Here is a 25,287-nt window from a genome sequence, read left to right on the forward strand (position 1 = left end):
GCGCACCGCGACAAACCGGTCCAACCTGGGCTTGACGGGGTCTGATAGTCTGATGCGCATGTTCTTGATCTCCGAGTAACCGACTCCGAGTAGCCGGCACCGCCCGCGACGCAGGCCTGCTTCATTGCAGCGCCATTCCGCCTTGGCATGTCCGTTCCAGACGTTGCTTCTTGACGACTGGACACTCAGCAGATCGTCCCCTTCCCCTCCTGGGATCTGTGCACGCAATCCGCGCAGACCGTTCCGGATGGAGAGCCCAGACCATCGGCCGAGCCTTGCCAGGCATCAGCCCTGCGCGAATTCCGCGCCACAAGAGACGAATCGGCACTATTCTGGAAATGCCGAACCCCCTAAAGGAGACCATGACCACGCAGAAGAACACCGGACCCGATTCCGACGCCCAGGACATGAGTCCTGAAGAAATCCAGGCTGTCATCGACCGGATTCTCTCCAAGGACGCACCTGCCATAGTCCAGGACCGCGACGAACCCCGGGGCGTGTTTGGCAAGGCCCAGGCGATTTCCCGTCTGGACGAAGAACACAGCATCTACGACGGCGATCAAGAGGATCTGGCCGAGCGCCGGGCCTTGGGCCGTACTGCGGGTCTGTCCACGGAACTTGAAGATGTCACCGAGGTCGAATACCGGCAGCTGCGCCTTGAGCGCGTCGTGCTGGCGGGCCTCTGGACCGAAGGCACCCTGGCCGACGCCGAGAATTCCCTGAGGGAACTTGCCGCCCTGGCCGAAACGGCCGGCTCGGAAGTCCTGGACGGGATCGTCCAGCGCCGCATGAAGCCGGACCCCGGAACGTTCCTCGGCTCCGGCAAAGCCATCGAGCTCAAGGACATTGTGATGTCCACCGGCGCGGACACCGTGGTGGTCGACGCCGAACTGGCTCCATCCCAGCGGCGTGGCCTTGAGGACATCGTCAAGGTCAAGGTGGTGGACCGCACCACTTTGATCCTCGACATCTTCGCGCAGCATGCCAAGAGCCGCGAGGGCAAGGCCCAGGTTGAGCTTGCACAGCTGGAATACCTGTTGCCGCGCCTGCGTGGTTGGGGCGATTCCATGTCCCGCCAGGCCGGTGGCCAGGTGGGTGGTGCCGGCGCCGGTATGGGTTCCCGTGGTCCTGGTGAAACCAAGATCGAACTGGACCGCCGGCGAATCCGCACGCGGATGGCCAAGCTACGGCGTGAAATAGCCGCGATGAAGCCATCGCGCGAGACCAAGCGCGCCAACCGCCGTCGTAATGCCGTTCCTTCGGTCGCCATCGCCGGTTACACGAACGCCGGAAAGTCGTCCCTGCTCAACCGCCTGACGGATGCCGGTGTCCTCGTGGAGAACGCGTTGTTCGCCACCCTGGATCCCACGGTCCGGAAGGCCCAGACGCCTGACGGGATCGGCTACACCCTCTCGGACACCGTCGGCTTCGTGCGCTCGATGCCCACCCAGCTCGTGGAGGCTTTCCGCTCCACGCTGGAAGAGGTGGCCGACGCCGATCTGATCCTCCACGTGGTGGACGTTTCGCATCCCGATCCGGAAGGCCAGATCGCGGCTGTCCGCACGGTATTCAGCGAAGTGGATGCCCGGAAGATCCCGGAAATCATTGTCCTGAACAAGGCGGACGTCGCGGATCCGTTTGTCGTGGAGCGGCTCAAGCAAAAAGAGCCCCGCCACGTCGTCGTGTCCACCCGCACAGGACAGGGCATTGCCGAACTCCTTGGAGCCATCAGCGAAGCCATCCCGCGCCCTGGCGTGCGCCTTGAGGTTCTGATTCCGTACAACCGGGGTGAGCTCATCAACAAGCTGCACAACACCGATGCCGAAATCCTGAGCCTTGAGCATGAGGAGGAGGGCACCCGCGTGGTGGCCATGGTCCATGAGAACCTGGCAGCCGAGTTGGAGTCGTTCGTCAACAATGGTTGATCCTGAGGCGGGGGAGCGCGGCGAAACCGTGGGGGAACGGACCGCCCTCGAACTCCTCGACAAAGCCGTTGCCGGCATGGGCGGACAGAACCGCACGGGCCAACACCAGATGGCCAGGCAGGTGGCACGGGCGATCGAGACCGGCGAACACCTCCTGGTCCAGGCTGGCACGGGCACGGGCAAGTCTCTCGCGTACTTGATTCCGCTGATTGCGCACGCGATGGAGAGCAACAAGCCCACGCTCGTATCCACGGCCACCCTCGCCTTGCAGACCCAGATCGTAGGCCGGGATTTGCCCCGGCTCCTGGAAAGCATCAATCCTGAGCTGGAGCGCCCGGTCAGCATCGCCCTGGTCAAGGGCCGGGCCAACTATGTGTGCCGGCACAAGCTCGAGGGCGGGTTCCCCAGCGAGGAGCCGTCTGAGGGGCAGTTGTTCTCCCTCGGCGAGGACACGAGCGTTCCGCATCTCGCCGCAGCCATCGGCGGGCCTGCCTCGCAGCTCGGCAAGGAAGTCCTGCGGCTTCGCGAGTGGGCCGGCAAGACCACGACGGGGGACCGGGACGAACTGATGCCGGGCGTGACGGACCGGGCCTGGCGCCAAGTATCCGTCACATCGATGGAGTGTCTCGGGGCGCAGAAGTGTCCCATGGCCGAAGAGTGCTTCAGCGAGCTGGCCCGCCACCGTGCCGCGGAGTCCGACGTCGTGGTCACCAATCACGCGATGCTCGCCGTCAGCGCCTTCGAAGGCCTGGCCGTGCTGCCCGAATACGACGTTGTCGTGGTGGACGAGGCCCACGAGCTCCAGGACCGCGTGACCGGGGCTGTGTCCGGGCAGCTGTCCGTCGCGATGATCCATGCCGCTGCCTCGAGTGCCCGCAAACACACGGCCATCACTGTGGACGCCCTGAACGCCGCCGCGGACCGCTTGGAACTCGCGATCATCGGCGCGCCCTCGGGCCTCCTGCCCAACGGGCTCAATGACGAACAACTTGATTGCGTGGACCAGCTCCGGGAAGCCTGCCGTGCAGCGCTTTCCGACTCGAAGGGAGATTCGTCCAATACGGTCGACGGCGGACGCCAGCTCGCGCGCTCCCGGCTGATGTTGATCCTCGAGCTGTGCGAACGGCTGCTCTCAGCCCGGGAAAACCGGGAAGTCGTGTGGCTCTCCCGGAACAGTACCTTTGATCCGCAACAGGGCTACACAGCGCCCGACGAGGATTCGCCTGCTCTCATCAATATCGCACCACTGAGCGTTGCCGGACGCCTCCGGGAAGGGCTCTTCGCGGGCCATACCGTGGTGTTGACCTCCGCCACCTTGGCTATCGGCTCTGCATTCGAGGCCACAGCCGGAGGACTGGGCCTGACTGGCCAAGGCGCCCCCAGCTGGACCGGCGTGGATGTAGGCTCGCCCTTCGACTACCCGAAGCAAGGCATGCTGTACGTCGCCAAGCACTTGCCCAAGCCGGGGCGCGGCACCTCGCCCGAAGCCCTCGACGAACTTGAAGAGCTCATCAAGGCCTCGCACGGCGGAGCCTTGTGCCTCTTCTCTTCCCGACGGGCGGCTGAGGAAGCCGCGGAGGCGATGCGCTCACGGCTGGACGTGGACATCCTGTGCCAAGGCGAATCGACCATGGCCGCGTTGGTCAGGCAATTTGCCGAGGAGGAAGACACGTGCCTGTTCGGCACCATGTCCCTTTGGCAGGGCGTTGACGTTCCGGGCGGTTCATGCCGGCTGGTAGTGATTGACCGGATACCGTTCCCTCGTCCGGACGATCCCCTGATGACCGCACGGTCACGCGCCGTGGCGCAGGCCGGGGGAAATGGTTTCATGGCAGTTTCGGCGACGCACGCCGCCATCCGGCTGGCCCAAGGCGCCGGTCGCCTCATTCGCTCAACGGGGGACAAAGGCGTCGTGGCGGTCCTGGATTCACGGCTTTCGACGGAGCGCTACGGCAATTTCCTCAGGGCAGCGTTGCCGCCCTTCTGGCCCACCACGGACCGTTCCGTGGTGCGGGGTGCGCTCGAACGGCTTTACGCCGAGTCAGCCAAGGCTTAAGGCGCGCTTGCTCAAGGACCCGTCCTGGGCGGGCGCGTCCTAAAGGGAGCGCAGGACCGAGACGACTTTGCCCATGATGGTGGCGTGGTCGCCGAGGATGGGTTCGTACTGCGTGTTCTGGGGGAGCAGCCACGTGTGGCCGTCCCGTTGCCGGAACGTCTTGACGGTCGCTTCGTCGTCCAGGAGTGCGGCCACGATGTCACCGTTGAGTGCGTCGTTCTGACGCCGTACCACCACCCAGTCTCCATCGCAGATTGCGGCGTCGATCATGGAATCACCGGCGACTCTCAGCATGAAGAGCTCGCCATGGCCTACCAATTGGCGGGGCAGAGGCAGTACGTCTTCAACGGTCTGGTCCGCCAGGATGGGTCCACCGGCAGCAATGCGTCCGACGAGGGGGACCATGGCCGTGTCACTGGCACTCGCGAGTTCCGTGACGGCCAGTCCGCCCGCGCTGCGGAGTTTCGCCGGCGATTCAACCCCGGGTATGACAGAGCCGCCGTCGAGGGTCAACGGCATGAGGACTTCCATTGCACGCGGGCGCTTGGGATCGCGACGAAGATAGCCGAGCTTCTCGAGCTGTGACAGCTGGTGCGTGACGCTGGACAGGCTCGCCAAGCCGACGGTGTCCCCGATTTCGCGCATCGACGGCGGATAGCCATGATCGTTCACCGAACGTTGGATGGTCTCCAGGATTTTCTTCTGGCGGACGGTCAGGCTCTTGGGGGCCTTCTGCGGCTGCTGGCTCCGCGCTGAGGCCGGCCCGCTGCCATTGGCTTTCGCTGCCATGTTCGCCAACGCCCTTTCCGTTCCGCCCGTTCGGCCTGAGGCGCCTGCCGGGACTGTCGGCCTGAAATGTCAGACCCTCCTGTTGCACTGGTTCAGTGCTCTTCCTTCACTCAAACGTAGGGCAGGCACTGGCGTTTTTCAAACATTTGTTCTAGCGAGTCTCGACATCGTTCGTTGATAGGTGCTAAAAATGTCATAGCAAGGTTCGAATATGTGTTCTATAAAAGTGATGCAGGATCCGAGTGTTCGTTCGAATCGTTCGAACAGATCAACGAATAGCCGTCCTGCAAGCACTGACTGAAGGCAAGAATTGGCAGCCGCAACCAGAGATTCCGGAACGCGGCATTGTTCAGAAGGGCTCAGCTCATGTCCGCAATCACCATCACCCACCGGTCCGGCCGCAGTACGGCACCGGGCCGGCTTCGCCTGACCCGCCGGGGCCGCATGGTCTTCTTCGGCGTCCCGGCAATGCTCGTGGTCGCAGTGCTGCTCAGCCTGGCGGGATTTCTGAATTCGCCGGCCAAGGCTGCTGATTCCGCCGCCGAGCTGCAGCCCACCTCGAGTACGAGCGTCACGGTACAAGTGGGCCAGTCCTTGTGGGGGATCGCGGGAATTGCCGCGCCTTCCCGGGATCCACGCGACGTCGTTGCCGAGATTATCCAGCTGAACAACCTTCAGGACGGCCACATCGTGCCGGGCCAGCAACTGTTCATTCCGGCCACTTAATAGCAACGCTGACCGGGCTGGCAGCTTGTCTGGAAGGGTGCCGGGCCGTCACAGTTTCAGGGCATCGGCCGCGGCACCTTAAACTGTCATGGTGAGTGACCAGCTTGAGCGACTTGACCGACTTCCCCTCCGGACCAACCTCCGCGGCCTGAGCCCGTATGGTGCGCCGCAGCTTGATGTTCCGATTCTGCTCAACGTCAACGAAAATACGCATGGCGTGCCGGCCGATGTCCAGGCAGCCATCACCGAAGCGGTAGCGGCAGCCGCCGTCGGACTGAACCGCTATCCGGACCGCGAGTTCACCGAACTACGCGAGGCCCTTGCTGAATACCTCGGCCATGACCTCGCGGCCGAGAACATCTGGGCAGCCAACGGCTCCAATGAGGTGCTGCAGCAGATCCTCCAGGTCTTCGGTGGTCCGGGCCGGACCGCGCTCGGTTTCCCGCCCACGTACTCGATGTACCCATTGCTGGCCAGCGGAACCGACACGGGATACATCGCGGGAGTTCGCGCTGAAGACTACGGACTCGATGCGGCCTCGGCCGCTGCGCAGGTTCGCGAGCTCAAACCGAATGTTGTGTTCCTCTGCTCCCCGAACAACCCCACCGGCACGGGGCTCGGGCTGGACGTCGTCGAAGCCGTGTACGAGGCCGGCGAGGCGAGCCAGACCGTGGTGATCGTGGACGAGGCCTACCACGAGTTCGCCCACGACAACACTCCGAGTGCGTTGACGCTCCTCCCTGGCCGGGAGCGCCTTATCGTCTCCCGGACCATGAGCAAGGCCTTCGCCCTCGCCGGAGCACGCATCGGCTACATGGCAGCTGCCCCCGAGGTCGCCGATGCGATCCGTTTGGTCCGTCTTCCGTATCACCTCTCCGCTATCACCCAGGCAACCGCGCTAGCCGCGCTCCGGCACCGCGAAGCCCTCATGGCCGACGTCGAGGACATCAAGGTCCAACGCGATCGCATTGTCAGCGAGTTGAGCCGCATGGGCTTCAAGCCGGCCGCCTCGGATTCGAACTATGTGTTCTTCGGCGGAATCGAAAACCCCCATGCCCTGTGGCAAGGCCTCCTGGAGCGCGGGGTCCTGATCCGCGACGTCGGCATACCGGGCCACCTCCGCGTCACAGCCGGTACGGAGCCCGAGACCACCGCCTTCCTCGAGGCGCTCGAAGCCTTGCTGGACGGCCAGGTCTCCGCACCGGCCTAGACTTGAACAAGTCCCACCACTCCTTCCTCCTAAGGATCATCAATGAGCGAAAACGGCGCCAGCACGGCGGCCGCCCGGACAGCACGCATGGAACGCGCCACGAGCGAGTCCTCCGTCCTGGTTGAAATCAACCTCGACGGCACTGGAGTCTCGGATATCAGTACCTCGGTGCCGTTCTATGACCACATGCTGACGGCGCTCTGCAAGCATTCGCTCATCGACATGACCGTCAAGGCGACCGGAGACACCCACATCGACGCCCACCACACTGTGGAGGATGTCGCCATTACTTTCGGTGAGGTCCTGCGCACTGCCTTGGGTAACAAAGCGGGCATCCGGCGCTTCGGCGAGGCCACGGTCCCTTTGGATGAAGCGCTGGCCCACGCCGTCGTCGACGTTTCCGGACGCCCTTACCTCGTTCACGGGGGTGAGCCCGCCGGCCAGGAATACCACCTGATCGGTGGACACTTCACTGGTTCGCTGACCCGCCACGTCTTCGAGGCCATCACCCTGCACGCCGGCATCTGCCTTCACATGAATGTCCTGGCCGGCCGGGATCCGCACCACATCGTGGAGGCCCAGTTCAAGGCGTTCGCCCGTGCGCTCCGCTCCGCTGTTGAGTCCGACCCCCGCGTCGAAGGCATTCCGTCCACCAAGGGCGCCTTGTGAGTAGGCACATCCTCAAGGATGGCGCTGTCGTGGATCCGAAGGCCGCCAGCCGCATTATCTCGCCTGAAGGAAAACCGACCGTAACGGTCCTTGACTACGGCTCGGGCAATGTCCGCTCTGCGGTCCGGGCGCTTGAGCGTGCCGGAGCGGCAGTCACGTTGAGCGCCAAGCCCGAAGATGTCCTGAATGCTGACGGGCTCCTGGTCCCCGGCGTCGGCGCTTTCGAAACGGTGATGCGCGAACTCAAGGCAGTAGACGCCATCCGGATGATCGGCCGTCGTGTTGCCGGGGGTCGGCCCGTCCTGGGCATCTGCGTCGGGCTCCAGGTCTTGTTTGAGGCCGGAGTGGAGCACGGAACCGAGGCAGAAGGCATGGGCGAGTGGCCCGGCAAGGTGGAACTCCTGCCGGCGCCCGTTGTCCCGCACATGGGCTGGAACACCGTAGACGTGCCGGAAGGCTCAAAGTTGTTCGCCGGCGTCGAGCACGAACGTTTCTATTTCGTGCATTCGTACGGCGTGCAGAAGTGGGAATTCGACGTCGTCCAGCCCCGCATGGCTCCGCCGAAGGTGACCTGGTCCGAGCACGGTGCCCGCTTCATCGCCGCCGTGGAAAACGGTCCGTTGTGCGCTACGCAATTCCACCCCGAGAAGTCGGGCGACGCCGGAGCCCGGCTCCTGCGTAACTGGGTCGATGGCTTGCGCCCGCAAGCAAAAACCCAGCCGCAAGCGACCGAGGCCGGAGGCGCCACCTAAGATGTGGTCCGTTATCTTCATGGGCGCGGCCGGGCTGCTGGTTGGCGGCGGAATCTCCTTCCACCAGCAGAAACGCCCCGCCTGGGTCTCCATTTCGTTCTACGTACTCGCCGGTCTGGCACTGCTGGCTGCCTACCTCTTCACTTTGCCTGCCAAATAGTGCCTGCCAAATAACTTGCCGGGCAACTGACGCCCGTCCCCACGACACCGAGGACATCAATGACTACCCCCTCTGAACTGCCCGTCCTGGAACTCCTGCCCGCCGTCGACATCGTGGACGGGCAGGCAGTCCGCCTCCTTCAGGGAGAAGCCGGCTCCGAGACCAGCTACGGCACTCCGCTGGAAGCCGCACTGAACTGGCAGAACGCCGGAGCCGAGTGGGTGCACATGGTGGACCTCGACGCCGCCTTCGGCCGCGGCAACAATGCCGACCTCATCAGCGAGGTCGTCTCGCAGCTGAACGTCAAGGTTGAGCTGTCCGGCGGACTGCGCGACGACGAATCCCTCGAGCGCGCGCTCGAGCTCGGCGTCGCCCGCGTGAATCTCGGAACGGCCGCGTTGGAGAATCCCGAATGGACCCGTCGGGCCATCGACCGCTTCGGTGACAAGATCGCCGTCGGGCTCGATGTCCGCGGCACGACGCTCGCGGGCCGGGGCTGGACCAAGGAGGGCGGGGATCTCTGGGAGGTGCTGGCCCGCCTTGAGGAGGCCGGTTGCGCCCGCTACGTGGTCACCGACGTCACGAAGGACGGAACCTTGCAGGGTCCCAACGTCGAGCTGTTGCGCCGGATGGTGGAAAAGACCGGCAAACCTGTCGTTGCGTCGGGCGGCATCTCCAGCCTCGAGGACTTGCGCGTCCTGCGGGAGCTTGTGCCGCTCGGGGTCGAAGGAGCGATCGTCGGCAAGGCGCTGTACGCCGGTGCCTTCACGCTTCCGGAAGCCCTGGACGTCGCCGGCCGCCGCTGATGTCGCAGGATCCACAGTCCCCGGCTGCTGACAAGGCTTCGACTCCGGCACCCCGGCAGTTGCCCGGGCACATCGCTGCTGCCCTGGCGGGCGCCGGGGGATCAGGCGATTCTGCCGGCCAGCCCTGGGCGGGCCGCGACCTGAGCGGAGACGCCGCCAAGATCCATAATTTCGACGACGACGACGGAACGGCCGACGCCGGGTACCTCGCCGCCGTCGCGGCCCTGCTCGCCGGTACCGGCAGCGAGGCCGGTGTGGTGGCTTCGTTGGCGACGGCCAGGGTCTTTGTCCCGGTGGTGGCCCAGCTCGCCGAGGAAGCCGAGGGCGTGGACGGTCTCCATGCCGACAAGCAGGCCGACATGGCGCTCGTGACATTGAAAGCGCCGGACGGCCGCACGGCCATGCCCGTGTTCACCTCGGCTGCCGCCCTTGAATCGTGGCACCCGCAGGCCCGCCCCGTCGCCGTTTATGCGGCCCGGGCGGCGTTGTCTGCCGTGTCAGAGGGAGCCCAGCTGCTCGTCTTGGATCCGGGTTCGGATGTCACCTTCGTGGTGCGCAGGCCTGCCATGTGGTCATTGGCGCAGCAGCGCGACTGGACGCCGTCGTACCTTGATGATGAACTGGAGGCTGCTCTCAATTCCTTGGCAGGGATGTACCCGGCCGTGCGGCGCCTGGAGATGCGGCCAGGATCGGGGATGGCTTCGCGCACGGCCGACGGATCGGCCATGGCCGGCGGGGGACCCGGGCCTGAATTGCGCGTGGTGCTGTACCTCGAAGACGGCCTGGACGCCGCCGCGGTGCAGGATCTCGTCTCCGGGCTGAACGGACGTTGGGCGCAGAACGAATTGTTCGCCGAGCGGGTTGACTCGATCGAAGTCAGCCTGCAGCGGGCGGCACAGTAGCCGAAGGCACAGGGGGAACGTCCTTGTCCTGCCCTCGGCAGAACAGGGGATGTAGCTCGTGAATTTCTCTCTCTACCGGGAGATGCTGTCCATCACGTCCGTGCGGCGTCTCCTGCTGGTGGGCATGGTGGCCCGCATACCGCACTCGGCAGCGGGAGTTCTGCTCACCCTGCACATCGTGCTGACCCTGGGCAAGGGATACGCCGCCGCCGGTGCTGCCGCCGCGGTGTTCACTATCGGCATCGCGATTGGCGCTCCGTGGCGAGGGCGGCGCGTGGACACTGTCGGCTTGCGCAAGGCGCTTATTCCTTCGGTGGTGTCTGAGCTGGTGATTTGGTCCGTGGTGCCGCACGTCAGCTACGAATGGATCCTTCCGCTCGTCTTCGTGGGGGGCCTGTTGACGCTGCCGATCTTCAGCGTCATCCGGCAGTCGCTCGGTGTGCTGGTTGATGGAGAGCAGCGGCGCTCGGCCTATGCCCTGGACTCGATCGGCACCGAAGTGGTCTTCATGATCGGCCCCGCAGTGGGCGCAGTGGTGGCTACGAGCGGGTTCACTGTGCTCGGCCTGACCATCGTGGGCGTGTGCACCTCGGCCGCCGGGCTCTTCCTGCTGTGGTTCAACCCGCCCACCCGCAGCGAGGGCGTCCTGGATGCCGGCCAGACGGCTGACCGGGATGCCGATGAGCTCCATGCGGCCGAAGCCGCAGTGGTGGCCTCGGCGCCGGCCCATCTCCAGGAAGCCGCTTCAGAGATGGCACCGACGGTCTCGCAAGCTTCCGGGCTGCGGGGAAAAATGGCCCGGAACTTCACCTGGTTCACTGCGGCAGTCGCCGCCGTGTTTGCCGTCGCCGCAGGATCCGGCATGGTCCTGAGCGGCACCGACGTCGGGATCGTCGCGGTGCTGCAGCGCGGCGGGCACGAGAGCGAGATCGGAATTGTTTTCTTCTTCTGGTGCGCCTCTTCGGTAGTCGGCGGGCTCATCTACGGCGCCATGCACCGGCCCGTCTCGCCCATCCTGCTCCTGCTGGGCATGGCGGCCCTGACCATCCCGATGGGCTTCGCCGGGGACACCTGGACCCTCGCTTTGTTGTCACTGCTTCCCGGTCTGCTCTGCGCGCCGGTGTTGTCCGCGGCGTCGGAAAAGGTCGCCGACATCGTGGATGAGGACCGGCGCGGCGAGGCAATGGGCTGGTATGGCTCGGCCCTCACAGCAGGCGTGGCCTTCGGTTCGCCGGTCGCCGGGCTCTTCATCGACGGCGTGGGGCCGTGGGCCGGCTTCGTCGCCATCGGGACGGCAGGAGTGGTGCTGTGCCTTGCCGGGCTGTTCCTCCAGCTTCGTCGGCGCCGGAGCATGACCATCACCCAGGCTGGCGCCGGGGATCCCGCCAACTGAGTCGCGCCTAAGCCGCCAGAATACGACGACGGCGGGCCGGCCAAAGAGGCCAGCCCGCCGTCGCGGTCCTACGGGTTAGTCCGTGTCAGTTGACCGGGCCGGTGAACTTTTCGCCTGGGCCCTTGCCCGGTTCGTCCGGGATCAGGGAAGCTTCGCGGAACGCAAGTTGCAGGGAGCGGAGGCCATCGCGCAAGGGGCCCGCGTGCTGCGAACCGATTTCCGGAGCTGCGGCCGTGACCAGGCCGGCCAATGCGGTGATCAGTTTGCGCGCTTCGTCCAGGTCCTTGAGCTCCTCGGCTTGGGGGTCGTCGGCCAAGCCCACCTTGACGGCCGCGGCGCTCATGAGGTGAACGGCGCCGGTGGTGATGACCTCAACAGCCGGAACTTCCGAAATGTCGCGGATCTGCTGGCCTACTCCGGCGTCGGTGCCGGCGGGCTCGTGGTCGAGGGAATTGCTGTCTGAAGTGCTCATGCTGGTAAGCTTGTCACAGACCGACTGGAAGTTGCCATTTTCCATGGCTCACGCAGCGCTCGGCCACCCAACGTTAATGTGCGGTTGGTTGCCGATTTCTGTAGAATTGATTTTCAGTTTGCAAGCGGAGTTCTCTCCCACCCGCGTCAGCCGTTTCCCTTCGGGGATGTAAGTTGCCGGGTACCTGGTCGGACACCGTTCAAGGTCAGCCTTGGATGGTGCGAACGCCTCCTTTGAGGGGCCGTTTCCGATCTTCGAGGCCTTCGATTGCGCCAGCAATTGGGGGCCTTCTCTATTTGCCGGTGGAATACTCATCACAACAACAGGAGCTTTGACATTAGCGAGCCAAGAATCAATGAGCGTATCCGCGTCCCCGAGGTGCGTTTGGTCGGCCCTGCCGGCGAACAGGTTGGAATCGTCCGTATTGAGGACGCCCTGCGTCTGGCTGCCGAGGCTGACCTGGATCTCGTTGAAGTTGCACCGCAGGCGAAGCCTCCGGTGTGCAAGCTGATGGACTTCGGCAAGTACAAGTACGAAGCCGCTGTCAAAGCCCGTGAGGCCCGCAAGAACCAGACCAACACGGTCCTCAAGGAAATCCGCTTCCGCCTGAAGATCGATACCCACGACTACGAGACCAAGCGCGGCCACGCGCTTCGCTTCCTGGGTGCCGGTGACAAGGTGAAAGCCATGATCCAGTTCCGCGGACGTGAGCAGCAGCGCCCTGAAATGGGCATCCGCCTGTTGCAGCGCTTCGCTGAGGACGTTGCCGAAGTCGGCGTGATTGAGTCCAGCCCGCGCATCGATGGCCGCAACATGGTCATGGTGATCGGTCCGCTGAAAAACAAGGCTGAGGCCAAGGCCGAGGCCCGCCGAGCGGCGCAGCGTGCAGAAGCCAAGGCCCAGAATGAAGCCAAGGCCGCAGGCCGGATTGACGTTTCAGGCGAGGATGCTCCCCTGACCCAGTCACTCGCGGACTTGCTGCCGGCGGAACTCTTGGCCCAGGCCGAGGAAACCCAGGCCGAGGAGACCGTATCGGAAGCCGTTGAGGCGGAGGCCGCTGAAGTCGAAGAGACTCCGGCCGCTGAGGAAACGGTTGTCGAAGAGGCTCCCGTGGTTGAAGCAGCTCCGGTGGTCGAAGAAGCTCCCGTGGTGGAAGCAGCTCCAGTTGCCGAAAAGGCTCCCGTAGTTGAAGCAGCTCCGGTTGCCGAAAAGGCTCCTGTGGTGGAAGCCGCTCCGGTTGCCGCACCGGCGCCGGCGAAGGCTCCGGCACCGGCAAAGGCTCCTGAGCAGGCAGCTCCGAAGCCTGTTGTACCAGCTGCCCCCAAGCCTGCTGCTACACCAGTACCGAAACCGATGGCGAAGCCCGCGGTTCCAAAGCCTGCAGCTCGACCGGCAGCCCCCAAGGCCGCTCCGAAGCCAGCGGCACGCAAGACCAACTAGTCACGCCGCAGGAGGGGCATCCCCTCTGCCCGGCACGAAAGCAGTAGCCGCCCTTCATGGGGTGGCTGCACGAAAGAACTGCAGACCCAGTCTGCGGACACGTAAGGAGATCGGTTCCCATGCCGAAGATGAAGACCCACAGTGGTGCTAAGAAGCGCTTCAAGCTGACCGGTACCGGCAAGCTGAAGCGTCAGCAGGCCAACCGCCGCCACTACCTGGAGCACAAGTCCTCCACCCTGACCCGTCGCCTTGCCGGCGACAAGATCGTCTTCAAGGGCGATGCCAAGGTCATCAAGAGGATGCTCGGCATCTAAGTTCCAAGTTTTCTGGTTGCTGCCATCCGGCAGCTGCCGACTACACCAAAGCCTTCTCAGGCCGGCCGGGTTTCCGGCAGTAGCAGCTTGGGATAAGAATTTTGAAGGAGTACGCACGTGGCACGTGTGAAGCGGGCGGTAAACGCCCACAAGAAGCGTCGGGTTGTCCTTGAACGGGCCAAGGGTTACCGCGGTCAGCGGTCTCGCCTGTACCGCAAGGCAAAAGAGCAGCTGCTGCACTCGTTTGTGTACAGCTACGGCGACCGCCGCAAGAAGAAGGGCGACTTCCGTCGCCTCTGGATCCAGCGCATCAACGCTGCATCCCGCGCCAACGGCCTGACCTACAACCGTCTGATCCAGGGCCTGAAGGCCGCTGAGGTCGAGGTTGACCGCCGCATGCTGGCAGAGCTGGCCGTTTCCGACGCCAACGCTTTCGCCGCGCTGGTCAAGGTTGCCAAGGATTCCCTGCCTGCCGACACCTCCGCTCCGGCCGTCAAGGCCGAAGCCGCTCCGAAGGCTGCCGCCAAGACTTCTGCGGCTACCAAGGCTGCTCCGGCAGTCAAGGCCTCCGTTTCCGAGGAAGAGCCCGCTGCCAAGGCCCCCAAGGCCAAGGCTGCGAAGAAGCCTGCCGCTGAAGCTGCTGAGTAGCACGTAGCCTCAGTTCATGGGACGGTGGCAACTGCCACTAAAGTTCTGTATATGAACGAAACCGGGCGCCCGCAAGAACTTCCGATGTCCAACCCCCGAGCCGATCGGGTCAGGGATGTCGCAAGGCTTGCAGGGCGCCCGGCGCGTTTAAAGCGTGGCCGGTTCCTCGCCGAAGGCCCCCAGGCCGTGCGCGAGGCGCTGCTCCTGCACCGGGAGCGGACCGCGGCAGGGGAGCCCGGCGTCGTACACGAAGTCTTCGCGAGCGAAAGCTGCCTGGACCGGCTTCCCGAACTGGCCGAGCTCGCGGACGGCGTTGCCTTGCGGCTTGCGAACGATGATGTCCTGGCTGCCATGGCGGACACCGTCAATCCCCAAGGGATTGTGGCCGTCTGCAGCTTTGTGGACGTCAGTCTTGAATCGGTGCTCGACGCCGGTCCGCGGCTGATCGCTGTCATGTGCCAGGTGCGCGATCCTGGCAATGCGGGGACGGTGCTTCGGGCCGCTGATGCTGCCGGTGCGGATGCCGTGGTTTTGACGGCCTCCAGCGTGGATATTTACAATCCGAAGGCCGTGCGGTCCACGGCCGGTTCGCTCTTCCACCTGCCGGTGGTCCTGGGTGCGGACGTTGAAGAGCTCGTGGCCCTTTGCAAGGAGCGCGGCATCGGGATCCTCGCAGCGGACGGTTACGGCACCCTCAACCTGGACAAACTTCAGGACGAGAATGCGGCACGCCGCCTAGGTGCATCGGCAGCGACTTCCGCCTACGCCCTCGAAGCCCCGACGGCCTGGCTGTTCGGTAACGAGGCGCAAGGACTTTCAGACTCCGAGCTTGCGCTTGCTGACCATCGTGTCGCAGTGCCCGTCTACGGTTCGGCGGAAAGCCTGAACCTCGGCACAGCCGCCACAGTATGCCTTTACGCCAGCGCGCGCTCCCAGCACTCCTGACAATTTCTCAACCGGTACGGTATTGCTTGCAGGACGCGACCCCGCGGTCCGTTCGTGCCGATTCACTCAGATCCCCTGAACCGAAGAAGAGGTGGAGCTTTCGTGGCTGCAAATGGCGGTACCAAGGCAATCGTGGCGGCATTGAGTGCCAACCTGGCGATCGCTGTGCTCAAATTCGTCGCATTCGTGCTGACGATGTCGTCGTCCATGTTGGCAGAGGCAATCCACTCCGTCGCCGACTCCGGGAACCAGTTGCTCCTGCTGCTTGGCGGGAAGCGGGCGCAGCGGGCCGCAAGTCCCGAACACCCCTTTGGCTATGGCCGTGAGCGCTACATCTACGCCTTCATCGTCTCTATTGTGCTGTTCAGTGTTGGCGGCCTCTTCGCGCTCTACGAGTCCTGGGAGAAATTCCAGCACCCGCACGCCATCGAAGGCGATTTCTGGTGGGTGCCGCTGGCAGTGCTGCTCGGCGCCATTGTGGCGGAATCCTTCTCGTTCCGCACCGCCATTCACGAATCCAATCCCCAGCGCGGAAAGCAAAGCTGGATCAAGTTCATCCGCAACGCCAAGCAACCGGAACTTCCCGTGATTCTCCTGGAGGATTTCGGAGCTCTCCTGGGCCTCGTTTTCGCGCTGTTCGGGGTGAGCCTGACCCTCATCACGGGCAACGGCTTGTGGGACGCGGCGGGCACAGGAATGATCGGGTTGCTTCTTGTGGGAATCGCCGTGGTGCTCGCGGTGGAAACCAAGTCCTTGCTGCTGGGCGAATCAGCCACCAAAGAGGACAACGCTCGCATCACGGAAGCCATTGAGTCCGACGGCACGCGCATCATCCACCTCAAGACCATGCACCTGGGCCCGGAAGAGTTGCTTGTCGCTGCGAAGATCAGCGTAGGCGCGGCAGATACCGGTCAGGCCATTGCCAAAGCGATCGACGCCGCCGAACTCAGGATCCGCACTGCAGTACCGATCGCCAGGGTCATCTACCTGGAGCCCGACGTCGAGCGGGTCCAGGTCTGAGGAAGCCCGTCGGCAGCATTATGCCGCCAGTGGCCGCTTGCGTTCCAGCCAGCCGCTGATGCCCGCGACGCAGAGCCCCAGGATTGCCAGGACAGCTCCGACGAGGGCAGGGGCAACGTATCCCCAGCCCCAAGCGATGACCACGCCGCCGAGGAACGCGCCAAGGGCGTTAGCGATGTTGAGGGCCGAGTGGTTGAGCGAAGAGGCCAAGGACGGAGCGTCCGGCGAAGCGTCGAGGAGGCGCGTCTGCAACGGCGGGATAAGCATGGAGCCGATACCGCCGACGATGAAGACCATGATGAATGCGGACCACGCCCAGTGGGCCGCGACGGCGTAGGCCACCAGCGCCAAGGCGATGAGCGGAAGGACCCGGTAGATGGTTCCCATGACCGACTTGTCGGCGATACGGCCGCCCAGGATATTGCCTGCCACCATGCCGAGTCCGTAGAGGGCAACCACCACGGGTATCAGCGCCTGCGGAATCCCTGCCACCGAAGTCATGGTGTGGGAGATATACGTGTAGGTGGCGAAGAAGCCGCCAAAACCGATGATTCCGATCAGCAACGCCAGCCACACCTGAATGCGCTTGAGGGCACCAAGTTCCCGCCGGATGCTTGCCTCGGGGTGGGCAGGCTCAAAGGGGACAAACTTCCACAACAACACGCTGGTGGCCAGGCCGATAACGCCCACCACGACGAAGAGCAGGCGCCACCCGAACGTCTGGCCGAGCCAAGTAGCCGCAGGAACACCGATGACGTTCGCGATGGTCAGTCCGCCCATGACCATCGAAATCGCCCAACCGCGCTTGGTGGGAGCAACCAGGCTCGCTGCAATGACCGCGGCGATCCCGAAGAAGGCGCCATGCGGCAGTCCCGAGGCAAACCTCGTGATCAACATGGTTCCGTAGTCCGGTGCAATGAAGGACGTCAGGTTCGCTATGGAGAGGAACAGCATGAGTCCCAAGGCAAGTTGCTTGCGGGGGAGCCGGGCGCCCAGCGCCGCGAAGATCGGCGCACCCACTACGACCCCCAATGCGTAGGCGGAAATCAGGTTCCCGGCCTCGGGAGTGCTGATGTTGAGTCCCTGCTCGATCTCCTTGAGCAAGCCCATCATGGTGAACTCCGTGGTCCCGATGGCGAATCCACCCATGGCAAGGGCGAAGATCGCCAGCGACACGTGGCGGCTTCCGGTCTTTCGGGAGGTCTTGCTGACAGCGGTAGTGGTCATCGTCCTGTTTCTTGGGGGCGAGCGGGATGCCACTCGTAGGGAATAAAGCCGACTTTCAAGCTTAGTGCGGGTCTCCGGCGAATGTCCCGGAATGTGACAACTTCCATAGGCAGGGGTGACGATCTGACGGCCCATAGACTGTTGCGGTGACTGGACTGATAAGCGTGGCGGGCGCCGCCGTCGTCGATTCCCTTGAAAACCCGAAAAGGCTGCTCGTTGCGAGACGGAGCGCCCCGCCGCAATTCGCCGGAATGTGGGAGTTCCCGGGCGGCAAGCTGGAGGCGGGGGAGTCCTTCGAAGACGCGCTGCACCGCGAACTGCTCGAGGAACTCGGGATCACTGTCCGACTCGGGGCCGAGGTTGAGCCGGGCGCAGCCGCCGGATGGCCCTTGAACGAGCGGGCCGTCATGAGGGTATGGTTCGCCGAACTGCTTGACGGCGAACCGCGTCCGCTCCAGGACCACGACGAACTCCGGTGGGTTCAGCTCGGCAATGGAGACGAGGCGTTCACTTTGCCGTGGATTCCTGCTGACCTCCCGATTGTCCGTGCACTGCTGGAGCGGGTGGCCTCCGGGCTGATTTGCTAGAAACGATTGGCTAGAAACGATTTGCTAGAAAAGAGTGGACTGACCAGCCGGTGGTAGGGACGCCGAGGTTTCCTTGCCCGCCGTGGCGTTCCTGTGGCTGAAACCGCTGCTCCCGGAGAAACCGTGACGGGCCTTGAAGTGGTTGATACGGCCGCTTAGCCAGGTCCGGTATTCCTTCGAAGCGTACGAGCCTTGACCGTAGAGATGCCGGTACTTGCCGACCAGGCCGGGGTGATGCGCCGCCAGCCATTGCATGAACCATTCCCGCGTGCCCGGCTTCAGGTACAACGCCCCGGCCGTCACGCCAGTGGCACCGGCGTCGGACAGGGCCGCAAAGAGCGACTCCAGAGCGTCATCGCTGTCCGTCAGCCACGGCAGGATAGGCATGGCCATGACGCCGCACCGCAGCCCGGCCTCGCGCAGCCGGCGGATGAGTTTGAGCCTCGCGCGCGGTGCAGGCGTGCCCGGTTCCACCGCCGAGGCCAGGGCTTCGTCGGTCATGGCCAGCGAGATGCCCAGGTCCACGGGCACTTGGCTGGAGGCGTGCTTGAGGAGGGGAATGTCGCGGCCCAGGAGGGTTCCCTTGGTGAGGATGGAGAACGGCGTACCGGAATCGGCCAGGGCCCGGATGATCCCCGGCATCAGCTGGTAGCGGCCTTCTGCCCGCTGGTAGGGATCCGTATTGGTGCCGAGGGCCACATGATGGTGGCCCCACGACGGTTTGGACAGTTCCCTGCGCAGGACCTCCGCCGCGTTGATCTTCACTATCACCTGGGAATCAAAATCGTGTCCGGCGTCGAACTCCAGATAGGTGTGGCTCTTGCGCGCAAAGCAGTAGACACAGGCGTGGCTGCATCCGCGGTAGGGGTTGACCGTCCATTCAAAAGGCATCTGGGAACCGGACGCCACCTTGTTGAGCACCGATTTGGCGGTGACCTCATGGAAGGTGACTCCGGAGAATTCGGGGGTTGAGACGGAACGCACAAGCCCGGCCAGCGGCAGCAGTGCGTCCGTTGCTGGGGCGGCTCCGGACGGACCGCTGTTGCTGTTGTCTCCGGGTGCCGGACCACGTTGTGGCGAAAGTGCTTGTGCGTCCCATCTCATGGCCTCCATTCGAATATATGTTCGAACACTTGTCAAGGCCTGTTGAAAGTTCGTCTTGGGTATCTGCCTGGCTGAAGTAGCGCCATCCCTGGAAGGCGGCGGATTCTGAGGCGAGAGTGTCCCCGTTGCCGAAGGGGCGCTACGGCTCGTGGCGCCCGGCCAGGCGCGTGGGCGGTCAGCCTTGGTAGCGGGAAGCGAGCTTCGGGCTCTGGCCGCCGAACGCGGCCAGGTCGGCACGGAACACCTCGTCGAGGAGGCTGTAGTCCTCCAGGCCCGGGGCGATGACGCCTTCGCCGAGCGCGATGCCCGCCTGCGCGGCAGCGACGACGTCGTCGGCGGACATCCGCGGGACTGCGGAGAGGTCCATGCCCTGTACCTCGTGGAACTCGGTTGCCACCACGCCAGGACAGACCACGTGCACCCCGACGCCGGTGCCATCCAACTCAGCCCGCAGCGCCTGCGACAGGGCAAGCGTGTAGGCGAGCGCGCCGGTGTAGATGGCGCGGCCAGCGCGGCGTTGAGCCTGCGCCCTACTTCGCCAGCAAGGAGGCCGTGGTCTTCGACCGCGATCCGGACGAACGCAAGGTCTGGTGGGCTCTGATGGCCGCGCGCCCCGCCGAGGAGCCCCTATGGACCGCCCTGAGCACGGTCCTCTCGGCATTCGCCGAACAGCACGGATCCCTCATGCCGCTCCAGCGCCGCCTCAAGGCCGACTCGCCCACCCTGGCCCAGTCCACACGGGACCTCGGGGAGCAGTTCCTGGAGGACCTGCGCGACTGGGTGCTCACCCGTGAGGGCGACGAGGTCTCCGCGGCCCTGCAACTGAACATGGCCCTGGCCGCCAACCGGACCGCCTACCAGTTCTGGGGCCCTGACGAGCCCTACGAGCGCTACCTCCAACTCCTCGCCGAGTGCCTGCACCGCGCGGGCGCCGGCTTCACCACCAAGGCTGCGCACGGAATCCGGTGATCCACAATAAGTTCGAACGGAGAACGTGGAAGCCGGGCCGGCTGTTGCTAGGGTGGGTTCATGATTCTGCTGACGGGATTCGAACCCTTTGGCGGCGATTCCAACAACCCCTCGTGGGCTGCCGTCCTCGAAGCGCAGGAAATTTTGCGCGCCGAAGGGCATGGAGTGGAAGCGCTCGAGCTACCGTGCGTTTTCGGTGAATCCACTGCGGTCCTGGGCGAGGCCATGGCGAGGGTGCGCCCGGAGCTGGTCATCTGCGTCGGGCTCGCCGGAGGCCGGGACCGGCTCTCCTTGGAGCGTGTGGCCATCAACTGCGACGATGCCAGAATCCCGGACAACGCCGGAAACAGGCCCATCGACGAGCCGGTGGTGCCGGAAGGGCCCGCGGCGTACTTCAGCACGCTGCCGTTGAAGTCCGCGCTGCGAGCACTTCAGATCGCTGGAATCCGCGCCGAAGTCTCGCAGACTGCCGGGACATACGTTTGCAACCATGTGTTCTATGCCCTGATGCACAAGCTCGCGGGAGCTGTTGCGCCCCGCCCCCGGGGCGGCTTCATCCACGTCCCCTATGACGCAGCGCAGCTGCCGCAGGGCAGTGCCGCGCCCGGCATGGCGACGCAGGACATGGGCCGGGGGATCGCCGTCGTCGTTCGCACCGCGCTTGGGAATCCGGTGGACGCGAAGCTGTCCGCCGGAGCTGTTCACTAGGCCGGTGCTGTTCACTCGGCTGGCGCGGGCGAATCCAGCTCCCACTGCACCACAACGCTCGTGGAAACCGCCACTGAGCCCGCTTCGATGGGCACTCCTTCGCTCGCTGCGGCGCGCTGCATACCGGCCATCATCGGCACCGGCGATCCATGCACCGGCCGCTGGTCGATGGATAGCACCTGCCCCAGCCGGCCGCCGGCAAGTGCGGCAAACCGGGCCGCCTTCGCTTCGGCTTCCCGCCATGCGGCCTCTTGTGCCCGCGCCGCAACAGCCGAGGCATCCGTGAATCCTTGTTCGATCCCGTTGATGCGGAGGCTGTCACCGCCTGCAGCCACCGCGGCGGAGATGGCCGCGGGGGCCGCTGACGGCGGCCCGACCCGGGCAACCAGCGTGGTTGATGCAACATAGCCGCTGACCTTTTGCCCCTGGTTTTCGGCCCAGACGAGTTCGGCACGCAGATTGAGGCCGCGGGTCCGCAGGTCAAGACCGGCCACACCATGCCCGCGCAAAGCCTCCGTCACGGCCGAGGCGATCTCTCCGGCGTCGTCATAGGCCGCTTCGGCGGCGTCGCGCCTGACCTCGACGGCGAGCGTGAGCGTGAGCAGGTCGGGAACGGCTTCAGCGGTTCCCTCTCCGGTGACAGTGATGGTGCGGACCGGTGTCATGAGGCCATGCTAGCCCCGGGCGCCGGCGAACGCCGTCCGGAGGGTGTCACGGGTTAAAGCCCCGCCGAACCCTTCTACTAGACTGGGTGTTAGTGCCCGCCGGACGCGTCCAGCGAGCATCGCTCCTGCTTTTGCCATGGCTCTGCCTGGTGAAGACCATTTCCGACTCGTAGCTAAGAACAGTAGATGACTGACACTTTGCCGGGCGCCGCCATCCCGAACCCTCTGGATGAAGCCGCCATCACCGCTGCCGTTGAGGAAGCCGTCGCCGCGATTGCTGCCGCATCCTCCCTCGAAGAACTCAAAGCCGTCCGCTTGGCGCACACTGGCGAGAAGTCGCCCTTGAGCCTTGCCAACCGTGAAATCGGTGGCCTGCCCAAGGAGCAGAAGGCCGCCGCGGGCAAGCTCATGGGTTCCTCCCGTGGCCGCGTCAACCAGGCGCTCGCGGCACGGACGGCTGTGCTCGAAGCCGAAAATGACGCCCGCATCCTTGTGGAGGAAACCGTCGACGTCACGGCAGCGCCGCGTCGGCGCCGTGCCGGCGCCCGCCACCCGCTGTCCACGCTGCAGGACCGTGTGGCTGACATCTTCGTCGGCATGGGCTGGGAAATCGCCGAAGGGCCCGAGGTCGAGTCCGAGTGGTTCAACTTCGACGCCCTCAACTTCAAACCCGACCACCCCGCCCGCGAAATGCAGGACACCTTCTTCGTGGAGCCTCCCGAGGCGCACCTGCTCATGCGCACGCACACTTCCCCGGTGCAGGTACGTTCCATGCTGGAGCGCGAAGTGCCCATCTATGTGCTGTGCCCGGGCAAGGTATTCCGCACCGATGAACTCGATGCCACGCACACGCCCGTGTTCCACCAGTTCGAGGGCCTTGCCATCGACAAGAAGCTGAGCATGGCTGACCTGCGCGGAACTCTGGAGCACTTCGCCCGGCAGATGTTCGGTGACGAGGCACAGATCCGCCTGCGTCCAAACTACTTCCCGTTCACCGAGCCGTCCGCGGAGCTGGACATTTGGCACCCCGGTGCCAAGGGCGGCCCTCGCTGGATCGAATGGGGCGGCTGCGGCATGGTCAATCCCAACGTCCTGCGCGCTGCCGGCATCGACCCGGACGAGTATTCAGGATTTGCCTTCGGCATGGGCATCGAGCGCACGCTCATGTTCCGCAACGAGGTCGGCGACATGCGCGACATGATCGAAGGCGATGTACGTTTCAGCGAGCACTTCGGGATGGAGATCTAACAGTGCGTATCCCACTTTCATGGCTGCGTGAATTCGCGCAGGTTCCGGCCGACGCAACGGCCGAAGACGTCATGGCGGAACTCGTCAAGGTCGGTTTCGAAGAAGAAGCGGTCCACCGCCCCACGGACGAACTCAAGGGTCCGATCGTTGTGGGCCAGGTCCTGAGCCTCGTCAAGGAACCGCAGAGCAACGGCAAGACCATCAACTGGTGCCAGGTCCGCGTGGTCCCCGAAGGCCAGGAGCAGACACTGACCGGCAAGGGCATCGACCCCTCCGGCGTACAGGGCATCATTTGCGGTGCCCACAATTTCGTCGAGGGAGACAAGGTTGTGGTGACCCTCCCGGGCGCCGTGCTCCCGGGTGACTTCCACATTTCCGCGCGCAAGACCTACGGGCACTTGTCCGCAGGCATGATCGCCTCCGTCCGTGAACTCGGCATCGGTGAGGACCACGACGGCATCCTGGTGCTTTCCCGCATTGGCCTGGATCCCGAAATCGGCACCGACGCCATGACCCTCCTTGGCCTCTACGACGAAGCCGCCGAAATCAACGTCACTCCGGACCGCGGCTACGCGTTCTCGATCCGCGGCGTGGCCCGCGAATATGCCCACGCCACCGGTACCGTCTTCACGGACCCGGCAGCGAAGGTCAATGCCCCTGCGGCACTCTCCGGCGGCTACGGCGTCAAGCTCAACGACGACGCTCCCATCTACGGCAAGCCCGGTTGTGACCGCTTCGTGGCCCGCACGGTCCGCGGTGTGGACGCCACCCGCCCCACCCCGCCGTGGATGGTCTCCCGGCTGCGCCTGGCAGGCATCCGCTCCATTTCGCTGCCTGTGGACATTTCCAACTACGTGATGCTGGAACTCGGCCAGCCGAACCACTGCTACGACCTCGACAAGCTTTCGGGCGACATCGTGGTCCGCCGCGCCGTCGCGGGGGAGAAGATCACCACCCTCGATGACAAAGTGCGTGCGCTCGACGTCGAAGACCTCCTGATCACCGACGACTCCGGCGCGATCGGCATCGCCGGCGTCATGGGCGGAGCCAACACCGAGGTTTCCGATTCGACCACCAACATCCTGGTCGAGGCTGCGCACTTCGACGAGGTCTCGATCGGGCGGTCCCGCCGCAGGCACAAGCTGCCGTCAGAGGCGTCCAAGCGCTTCGAACGCGGAGTGGATTGGCAGGTTGCCAACGTTGCTGCCCAACGCGTCGTTGACCTCCTGGTTGAACTGGCCGGTGGAACGGCAGACGAAGCCGGCACCGACGTCGGGACAGCACCGGACGCCGTGACCATCGAGCTGCCGGCCGGTTACGCGGCCTCCAGGATCGGCATCGACTTCACGGATGAGCAGATCACGGGTTCCCTTAAGGACCTCGGCGCCATCGTCCTGAGGGACGAGGTGGGCGGCTCCTATGTGGTTACGGCACCGAGCTGGCGCAATGACCTGGAAACCAAGGAAGACCTCTCCGAGGAAATCGCGAGGCTGGTTGGCTACGACAACATCCCGGCCACGCTTCCCGTCGCCCCTCCCGGCCGCGGGCTGACCCGGACCCAGCAGCAGAAACGCCGCGTGGTCCAGGCGCTGGCCGACGCCGGGCTCACCGAGGTCCTCTCGTACCCGTTCGTCTCCAAGTCGGCCAATGACACCTTCGGCGTGGCAGAAGAGGGCGCCGCACGCACCGCCCTCAAACTGGCCAACCCGATCAGCGAGGAACACGGTTACCTGCGTACCTCCGTGCTTCCCGGCCTGATCGAGGTTGCCCGCCGCAACCATTCCCGCGGGTTCCGGGACCTCGCGCTCTTCGAGGCAGGCTCGGTGTTCCTTCCCGACGGCCAGCTGGGCACGGCGTCCATCCCGCCGCTGGGCGTCAAGCCTTCCGACGAGGTCCTTGACGGACTGTACGACGGCGTCCCGGACCAGCCGCTGCACATCGCCGCTGTTTTGACGGGCCATGATTCCCCGGCAGCCGCGTCCCACACTCCACGGGCCTGGGACTGGGCCGACGCCCTGGATGTTGCCCGGCTCGTCGGCGACGTCCTCGGAGTGGAGCTCGTGGTCAGCCAAGGCAGCCACCAGGCGTTCCACCCGGGCCGTGCCGCCCAGTTGGCGCTCCGCTCCGGCGACGTTGTGGGCTACGCCGGCGAATTGCACCCCAAGCTGCTCGCCGCACATGACATGCCGGCACGCTCCGTGGCGCTCGAGCTCAACGCGGACGCACTGTTCGACGCCGCTCCGGACGTCATTGTTGCCAAGCACATCTCCGGTTTTCCGGTGGCCACGCAGGACGTTGCCCTCGTGGTGCCGCAAGAGGTTCCGGCGGACGCCGTCCTGTCCGCCCTGCGGGAAGGCGCCGGCGAACTCCTCGAAGACGTCGCCTTGTTCGATGTCTACGCGGGCCAGGGTATCGAAGACGGCAAGAAGTCGCTCGCCTTCGGGCTGCGGTTCCGTGCCACGGACCGCACCTTGACCGCCGACGAGGCATCGGAGGCACGCGAGGCCGCCGTCGCCGTCGCGGCAGAGCGATTCGGAGCAGTCCAGCGCTGA

General features: G+C 64.8%; 26 protein-coding genes. 20 read left to right on the plus strand and 6 right to left on the minus strand.

The genetic code is table 11. From position 1 onward, the window contains the following. Positions 1-362: 362 nt before the first annotated feature. Together hflX and ABEA18_RS13110 are read left to right on the plus strand one after the other, a co-directional pair. Positions 363-1,925, plus strand: a complete 1,563-nt coding sequence (gene hflX, locus ABEA18_RS13105; protein WP_345449825.1) for a GTPase HflX — start codon at positions 363-365, stop codon at positions 1,923-1,925. Next, entirely contained in the window at positions 1,918-3,981 is a 2,064-nt protein-coding gene (locus ABEA18_RS13110) for an ATP-dependent DNA helicase (protein ID WP_345449826.1), read from the plus strand. The genes hflX and ABEA18_RS13110 overlap by 8 nt, the downstream gene beginning before the upstream one ends. Before the next feature lie 39 nt (positions 3,982-4,020). Here ABEA18_RS13110 and lexA read toward each other — a convergent pair whose 3' ends face one another. Then, complete coding sequence (gene lexA, locus ABEA18_RS13115) at positions 4,021-4,770, minus strand: transcriptional repressor LexA (protein ID WP_345449827.1); 750 nt, start codon at positions 4,768-4,770, stop codon at positions 4,021-4,023. A 366-nt stretch (positions 4,771-5,136) separates the two neighbouring features. On the opposite strand from lexA, the gene ABEA18_RS13120 reads away from it, so the two are divergent. From ABEA18_RS13120 to ABEA18_RS13155, 8 genes are all read left to right on the plus strand, one after another. Next, on the plus strand, positions 5,137-5,496 hold the full coding sequence (locus ABEA18_RS13120; RefSeq protein WP_345449828.1) for a LysM peptidoglycan-binding domain-containing protein: 360 nt from the start codon (positions 5,137-5,139) through the stop codon (positions 5,494-5,496). Positions 5,497-5,587: 91 nt separating this feature from the next. After that, positions 5,588-6,706 carry a histidinol-phosphate transaminase gene (locus ABEA18_RS13125; protein WP_345449829.1) on the plus strand — a complete coding sequence of 373 codons (1,119 nt, stop codon included), beginning with the start codon at positions 5,588-5,590 and terminating at the stop codon, positions 6,704-6,706. Between the two features lie 42 nt (positions 6,707-6,748). Then, complete coding sequence (gene hisB, locus ABEA18_RS13130; protein WP_345449830.1) at positions 6,749-7,375, plus strand: imidazoleglycerol-phosphate dehydratase HisB; 627 nt, start codon at positions 6,749-6,751, stop codon at positions 7,373-7,375. Then, on the plus strand, positions 7,372-8,127 hold the full coding sequence (gene hisH / locus ABEA18_RS13135) for an imidazole glycerol phosphate synthase subunit HisH (RefSeq protein ID WP_345449831.1): 756 nt from the start codon (positions 7,372-7,374) through the stop codon (positions 8,125-8,127). Before hisB ends, hisH begins: the two co-directional genes overlap by 4 nt. A gap of 1 nt (position 8,128) precedes the next feature. Next, entirely contained in the window at positions 8,129-8,287 is a 159-nt protein-coding gene (locus ABEA18_RS13140; protein ID WP_172465499.1) for a hypothetical protein, read from the plus strand. 59 nt (positions 8,288-8,346) lie between these two features. Then, positions 8,347-9,093, plus strand: coding sequence for a bifunctional 1-(5-phosphoribosyl)-5-((5-phosphoribosylamino)methylideneamino)imidazole-4-carboxamide isomerase/phosphoribosylanthranilate isomerase PriA (gene priA / locus ABEA18_RS13145; RefSeq protein ID WP_345449832.1), 747 nt, complete (start codon positions 8,347-8,349; stop codon positions 9,091-9,093). After that, a complete protein-coding gene (locus ABEA18_RS13150) occupies positions 9,093-9,995 on the plus strand; it encodes an SseB family protein (RefSeq protein WP_345449833.1) in 903 nt (300 codons plus the stop codon). Before priA ends, ABEA18_RS13150 begins: the two co-directional genes overlap by 1 nt. Positions 9,996-10,053: 58 nt before the next feature. Then, positions 10,054-11,388, plus strand: coding sequence for an MFS transporter (locus tag ABEA18_RS13155; RefSeq protein ID WP_345449834.1), 1,335 nt, complete (start codon positions 10,054-10,056; stop codon positions 11,386-11,388). 85 nt (positions 11,389-11,473) lie between these two features. Here ABEA18_RS13155 and ABEA18_RS13160 read toward each other — a convergent pair whose 3' ends face one another. Further along, complete coding sequence (locus ABEA18_RS13160) at positions 11,474-11,860, minus strand: DUF1844 domain-containing protein (RefSeq protein WP_236816723.1); 387 nt, start codon at positions 11,858-11,860, stop codon at positions 11,474-11,476. Positions 11,861-12,238: 378 nt separating this feature from the next. On the opposite strand from ABEA18_RS13160, the gene infC reads away from it, so the two are divergent. The 5 genes from infC (at position 12,239) to ABEA18_RS13185 (ending at position 16,227) form a co-directional block, all read left to right on the plus strand. Further along, entirely contained in the window at positions 12,239-13,300 is a 1,062-nt protein-coding gene (gene infC, locus ABEA18_RS13165) for a translation initiation factor IF-3 (RefSeq protein ID WP_425550524.1), read from the plus strand. Between the two features lie 119 nt (positions 13,301-13,419). Continuing rightward, positions 13,420-13,614 (plus strand): 50S ribosomal protein L35, encoded by a 195-nt coding sequence (rpmI, locus tag ABEA18_RS13170; protein WP_236816733.1) that lies wholly within the window; start codon positions 13,420-13,422, stop codon positions 13,612-13,614. A gap of 117 nt (positions 13,615-13,731) precedes the next feature. Further along, positions 13,732-14,262 carry a 50S ribosomal protein L20 gene (gene rplT, locus ABEA18_RS13175; RefSeq protein ID WP_234753143.1) on the plus strand — a complete coding sequence of 177 codons (531 nt, stop codon included), beginning with the start codon at positions 13,732-13,734 and terminating at the stop codon, positions 14,260-14,262. Positions 14,263-14,313: 51 nt separating this feature from the next. Beyond that, positions 14,314-15,207 (plus strand): TrmH family RNA methyltransferase, encoded by an 894-nt coding sequence (locus ABEA18_RS13180; RefSeq protein ID WP_345449835.1) that lies wholly within the window; start codon positions 14,314-14,316, stop codon positions 15,205-15,207. Between the two features lie 102 nt (positions 15,208-15,309). Continuing rightward, positions 15,310-16,227, plus strand: a complete 918-nt coding sequence (locus ABEA18_RS13185) for a cation diffusion facilitator family transporter (protein WP_345449836.1) — start codon at positions 15,310-15,312, stop codon at positions 16,225-16,227. A gap of 18 nt (positions 16,228-16,245) precedes the next feature. Here the strand turns inward: ABEA18_RS13185 and ABEA18_RS13190 are convergent, their stop codons facing one another. Next, positions 16,246-17,454 (minus strand): MFS transporter, encoded by a 1,209-nt coding sequence (locus tag ABEA18_RS13190; RefSeq protein WP_345449837.1) that lies wholly within the window; start codon positions 17,452-17,454, stop codon positions 16,246-16,248. 146 nt (positions 17,455-17,600) lie between these two features. Between ABEA18_RS13190 and ABEA18_RS13195 the strand changes: the two genes are divergently transcribed. Continuing rightward, positions 17,601-18,041: a (deoxy)nucleoside triphosphate pyrophosphohydrolase gene (locus tag ABEA18_RS13195; protein WP_345449838.1), complete on the plus strand. Its 441-nt coding sequence runs from the start codon at positions 17,601-17,603 to the stop codon at positions 18,039-18,041. Between the two features lie 24 nt (positions 18,042-18,065). Here the strand turns inward: ABEA18_RS13195 and ABEA18_RS13200 are convergent, their stop codons facing one another. Continuing rightward, positions 18,066-19,145, minus strand: a complete 1,080-nt coding sequence (locus ABEA18_RS13200; protein ID WP_345449839.1) for an Rv2578c family radical SAM protein — start codon at positions 19,143-19,145, stop codon at positions 18,066-18,068. Between the two features lie 175 nt (positions 19,146-19,320). Next, the gene (locus tag ABEA18_RS13205) at positions 19,321-19,542 is read right to left on the minus strand and encodes a hypothetical protein (protein WP_345449840.1); all 222 of its coding nucleotides are present in this window, start codon (positions 19,540-19,542) and stop codon (positions 19,321-19,323) included. A gap of 155 nt (positions 19,543-19,697) precedes the next feature. Between ABEA18_RS13205 and ABEA18_RS13210 the strand changes: the two genes are divergently transcribed. Together ABEA18_RS13210 and pcp are read left to right on the plus strand one after the other, a co-directional pair. Continuing rightward, positions 19,698-20,114, plus strand: a complete 417-nt coding sequence (locus ABEA18_RS13210) for a hypothetical protein (RefSeq protein WP_345449841.1) — start codon at positions 19,698-19,700, stop codon at positions 20,112-20,114. A gap of 60 nt (positions 20,115-20,174) precedes the next feature. Then, entirely contained in the window at positions 20,175-20,822 is a 648-nt protein-coding gene (gene pcp, locus ABEA18_RS13215) for a pyroglutamyl-peptidase I (protein WP_345449842.1), read from the plus strand. 11 nt (positions 20,823-20,833) lie between these two features. Here the strand turns inward: pcp and ABEA18_RS13220 are convergent, their stop codons facing one another. Then, positions 20,834-21,487 (minus strand): SIMPL domain-containing protein, encoded by a 654-nt coding sequence (locus tag ABEA18_RS13220; RefSeq protein ID WP_345449843.1) that lies wholly within the window; start codon positions 21,485-21,487, stop codon positions 20,834-20,836. Between the two features lie 186 nt (positions 21,488-21,673). On the opposite strand from ABEA18_RS13220, the gene pheS reads away from it, so the two are divergent. Continuing rightward, positions 21,674-22,735 (plus strand): phenylalanine--tRNA ligase subunit alpha, encoded by a 1,062-nt coding sequence (gene pheS / locus ABEA18_RS13225; protein ID WP_078105647.1) that lies wholly within the window; start codon positions 21,674-21,676, stop codon positions 22,733-22,735. Between the two features lie 2 nt (positions 22,736-22,737). Then, a complete protein-coding gene (gene pheT, locus ABEA18_RS13230; protein WP_345449844.1) occupies positions 22,738-25,287 on the plus strand; it encodes a phenylalanine--tRNA ligase subunit beta in 2,550 nt (849 codons plus the stop codon).

It is taken from the genome of Arthrobacter gyeryongensis (genome assembly GCF_039543785.1).
In the GTDB taxonomy this organism is placed as follows: Bacteria; Actinomycetota; Actinomycetes; order Actinomycetales; family Micrococcaceae; genus Arthrobacter; species Arthrobacter gyeryongensis.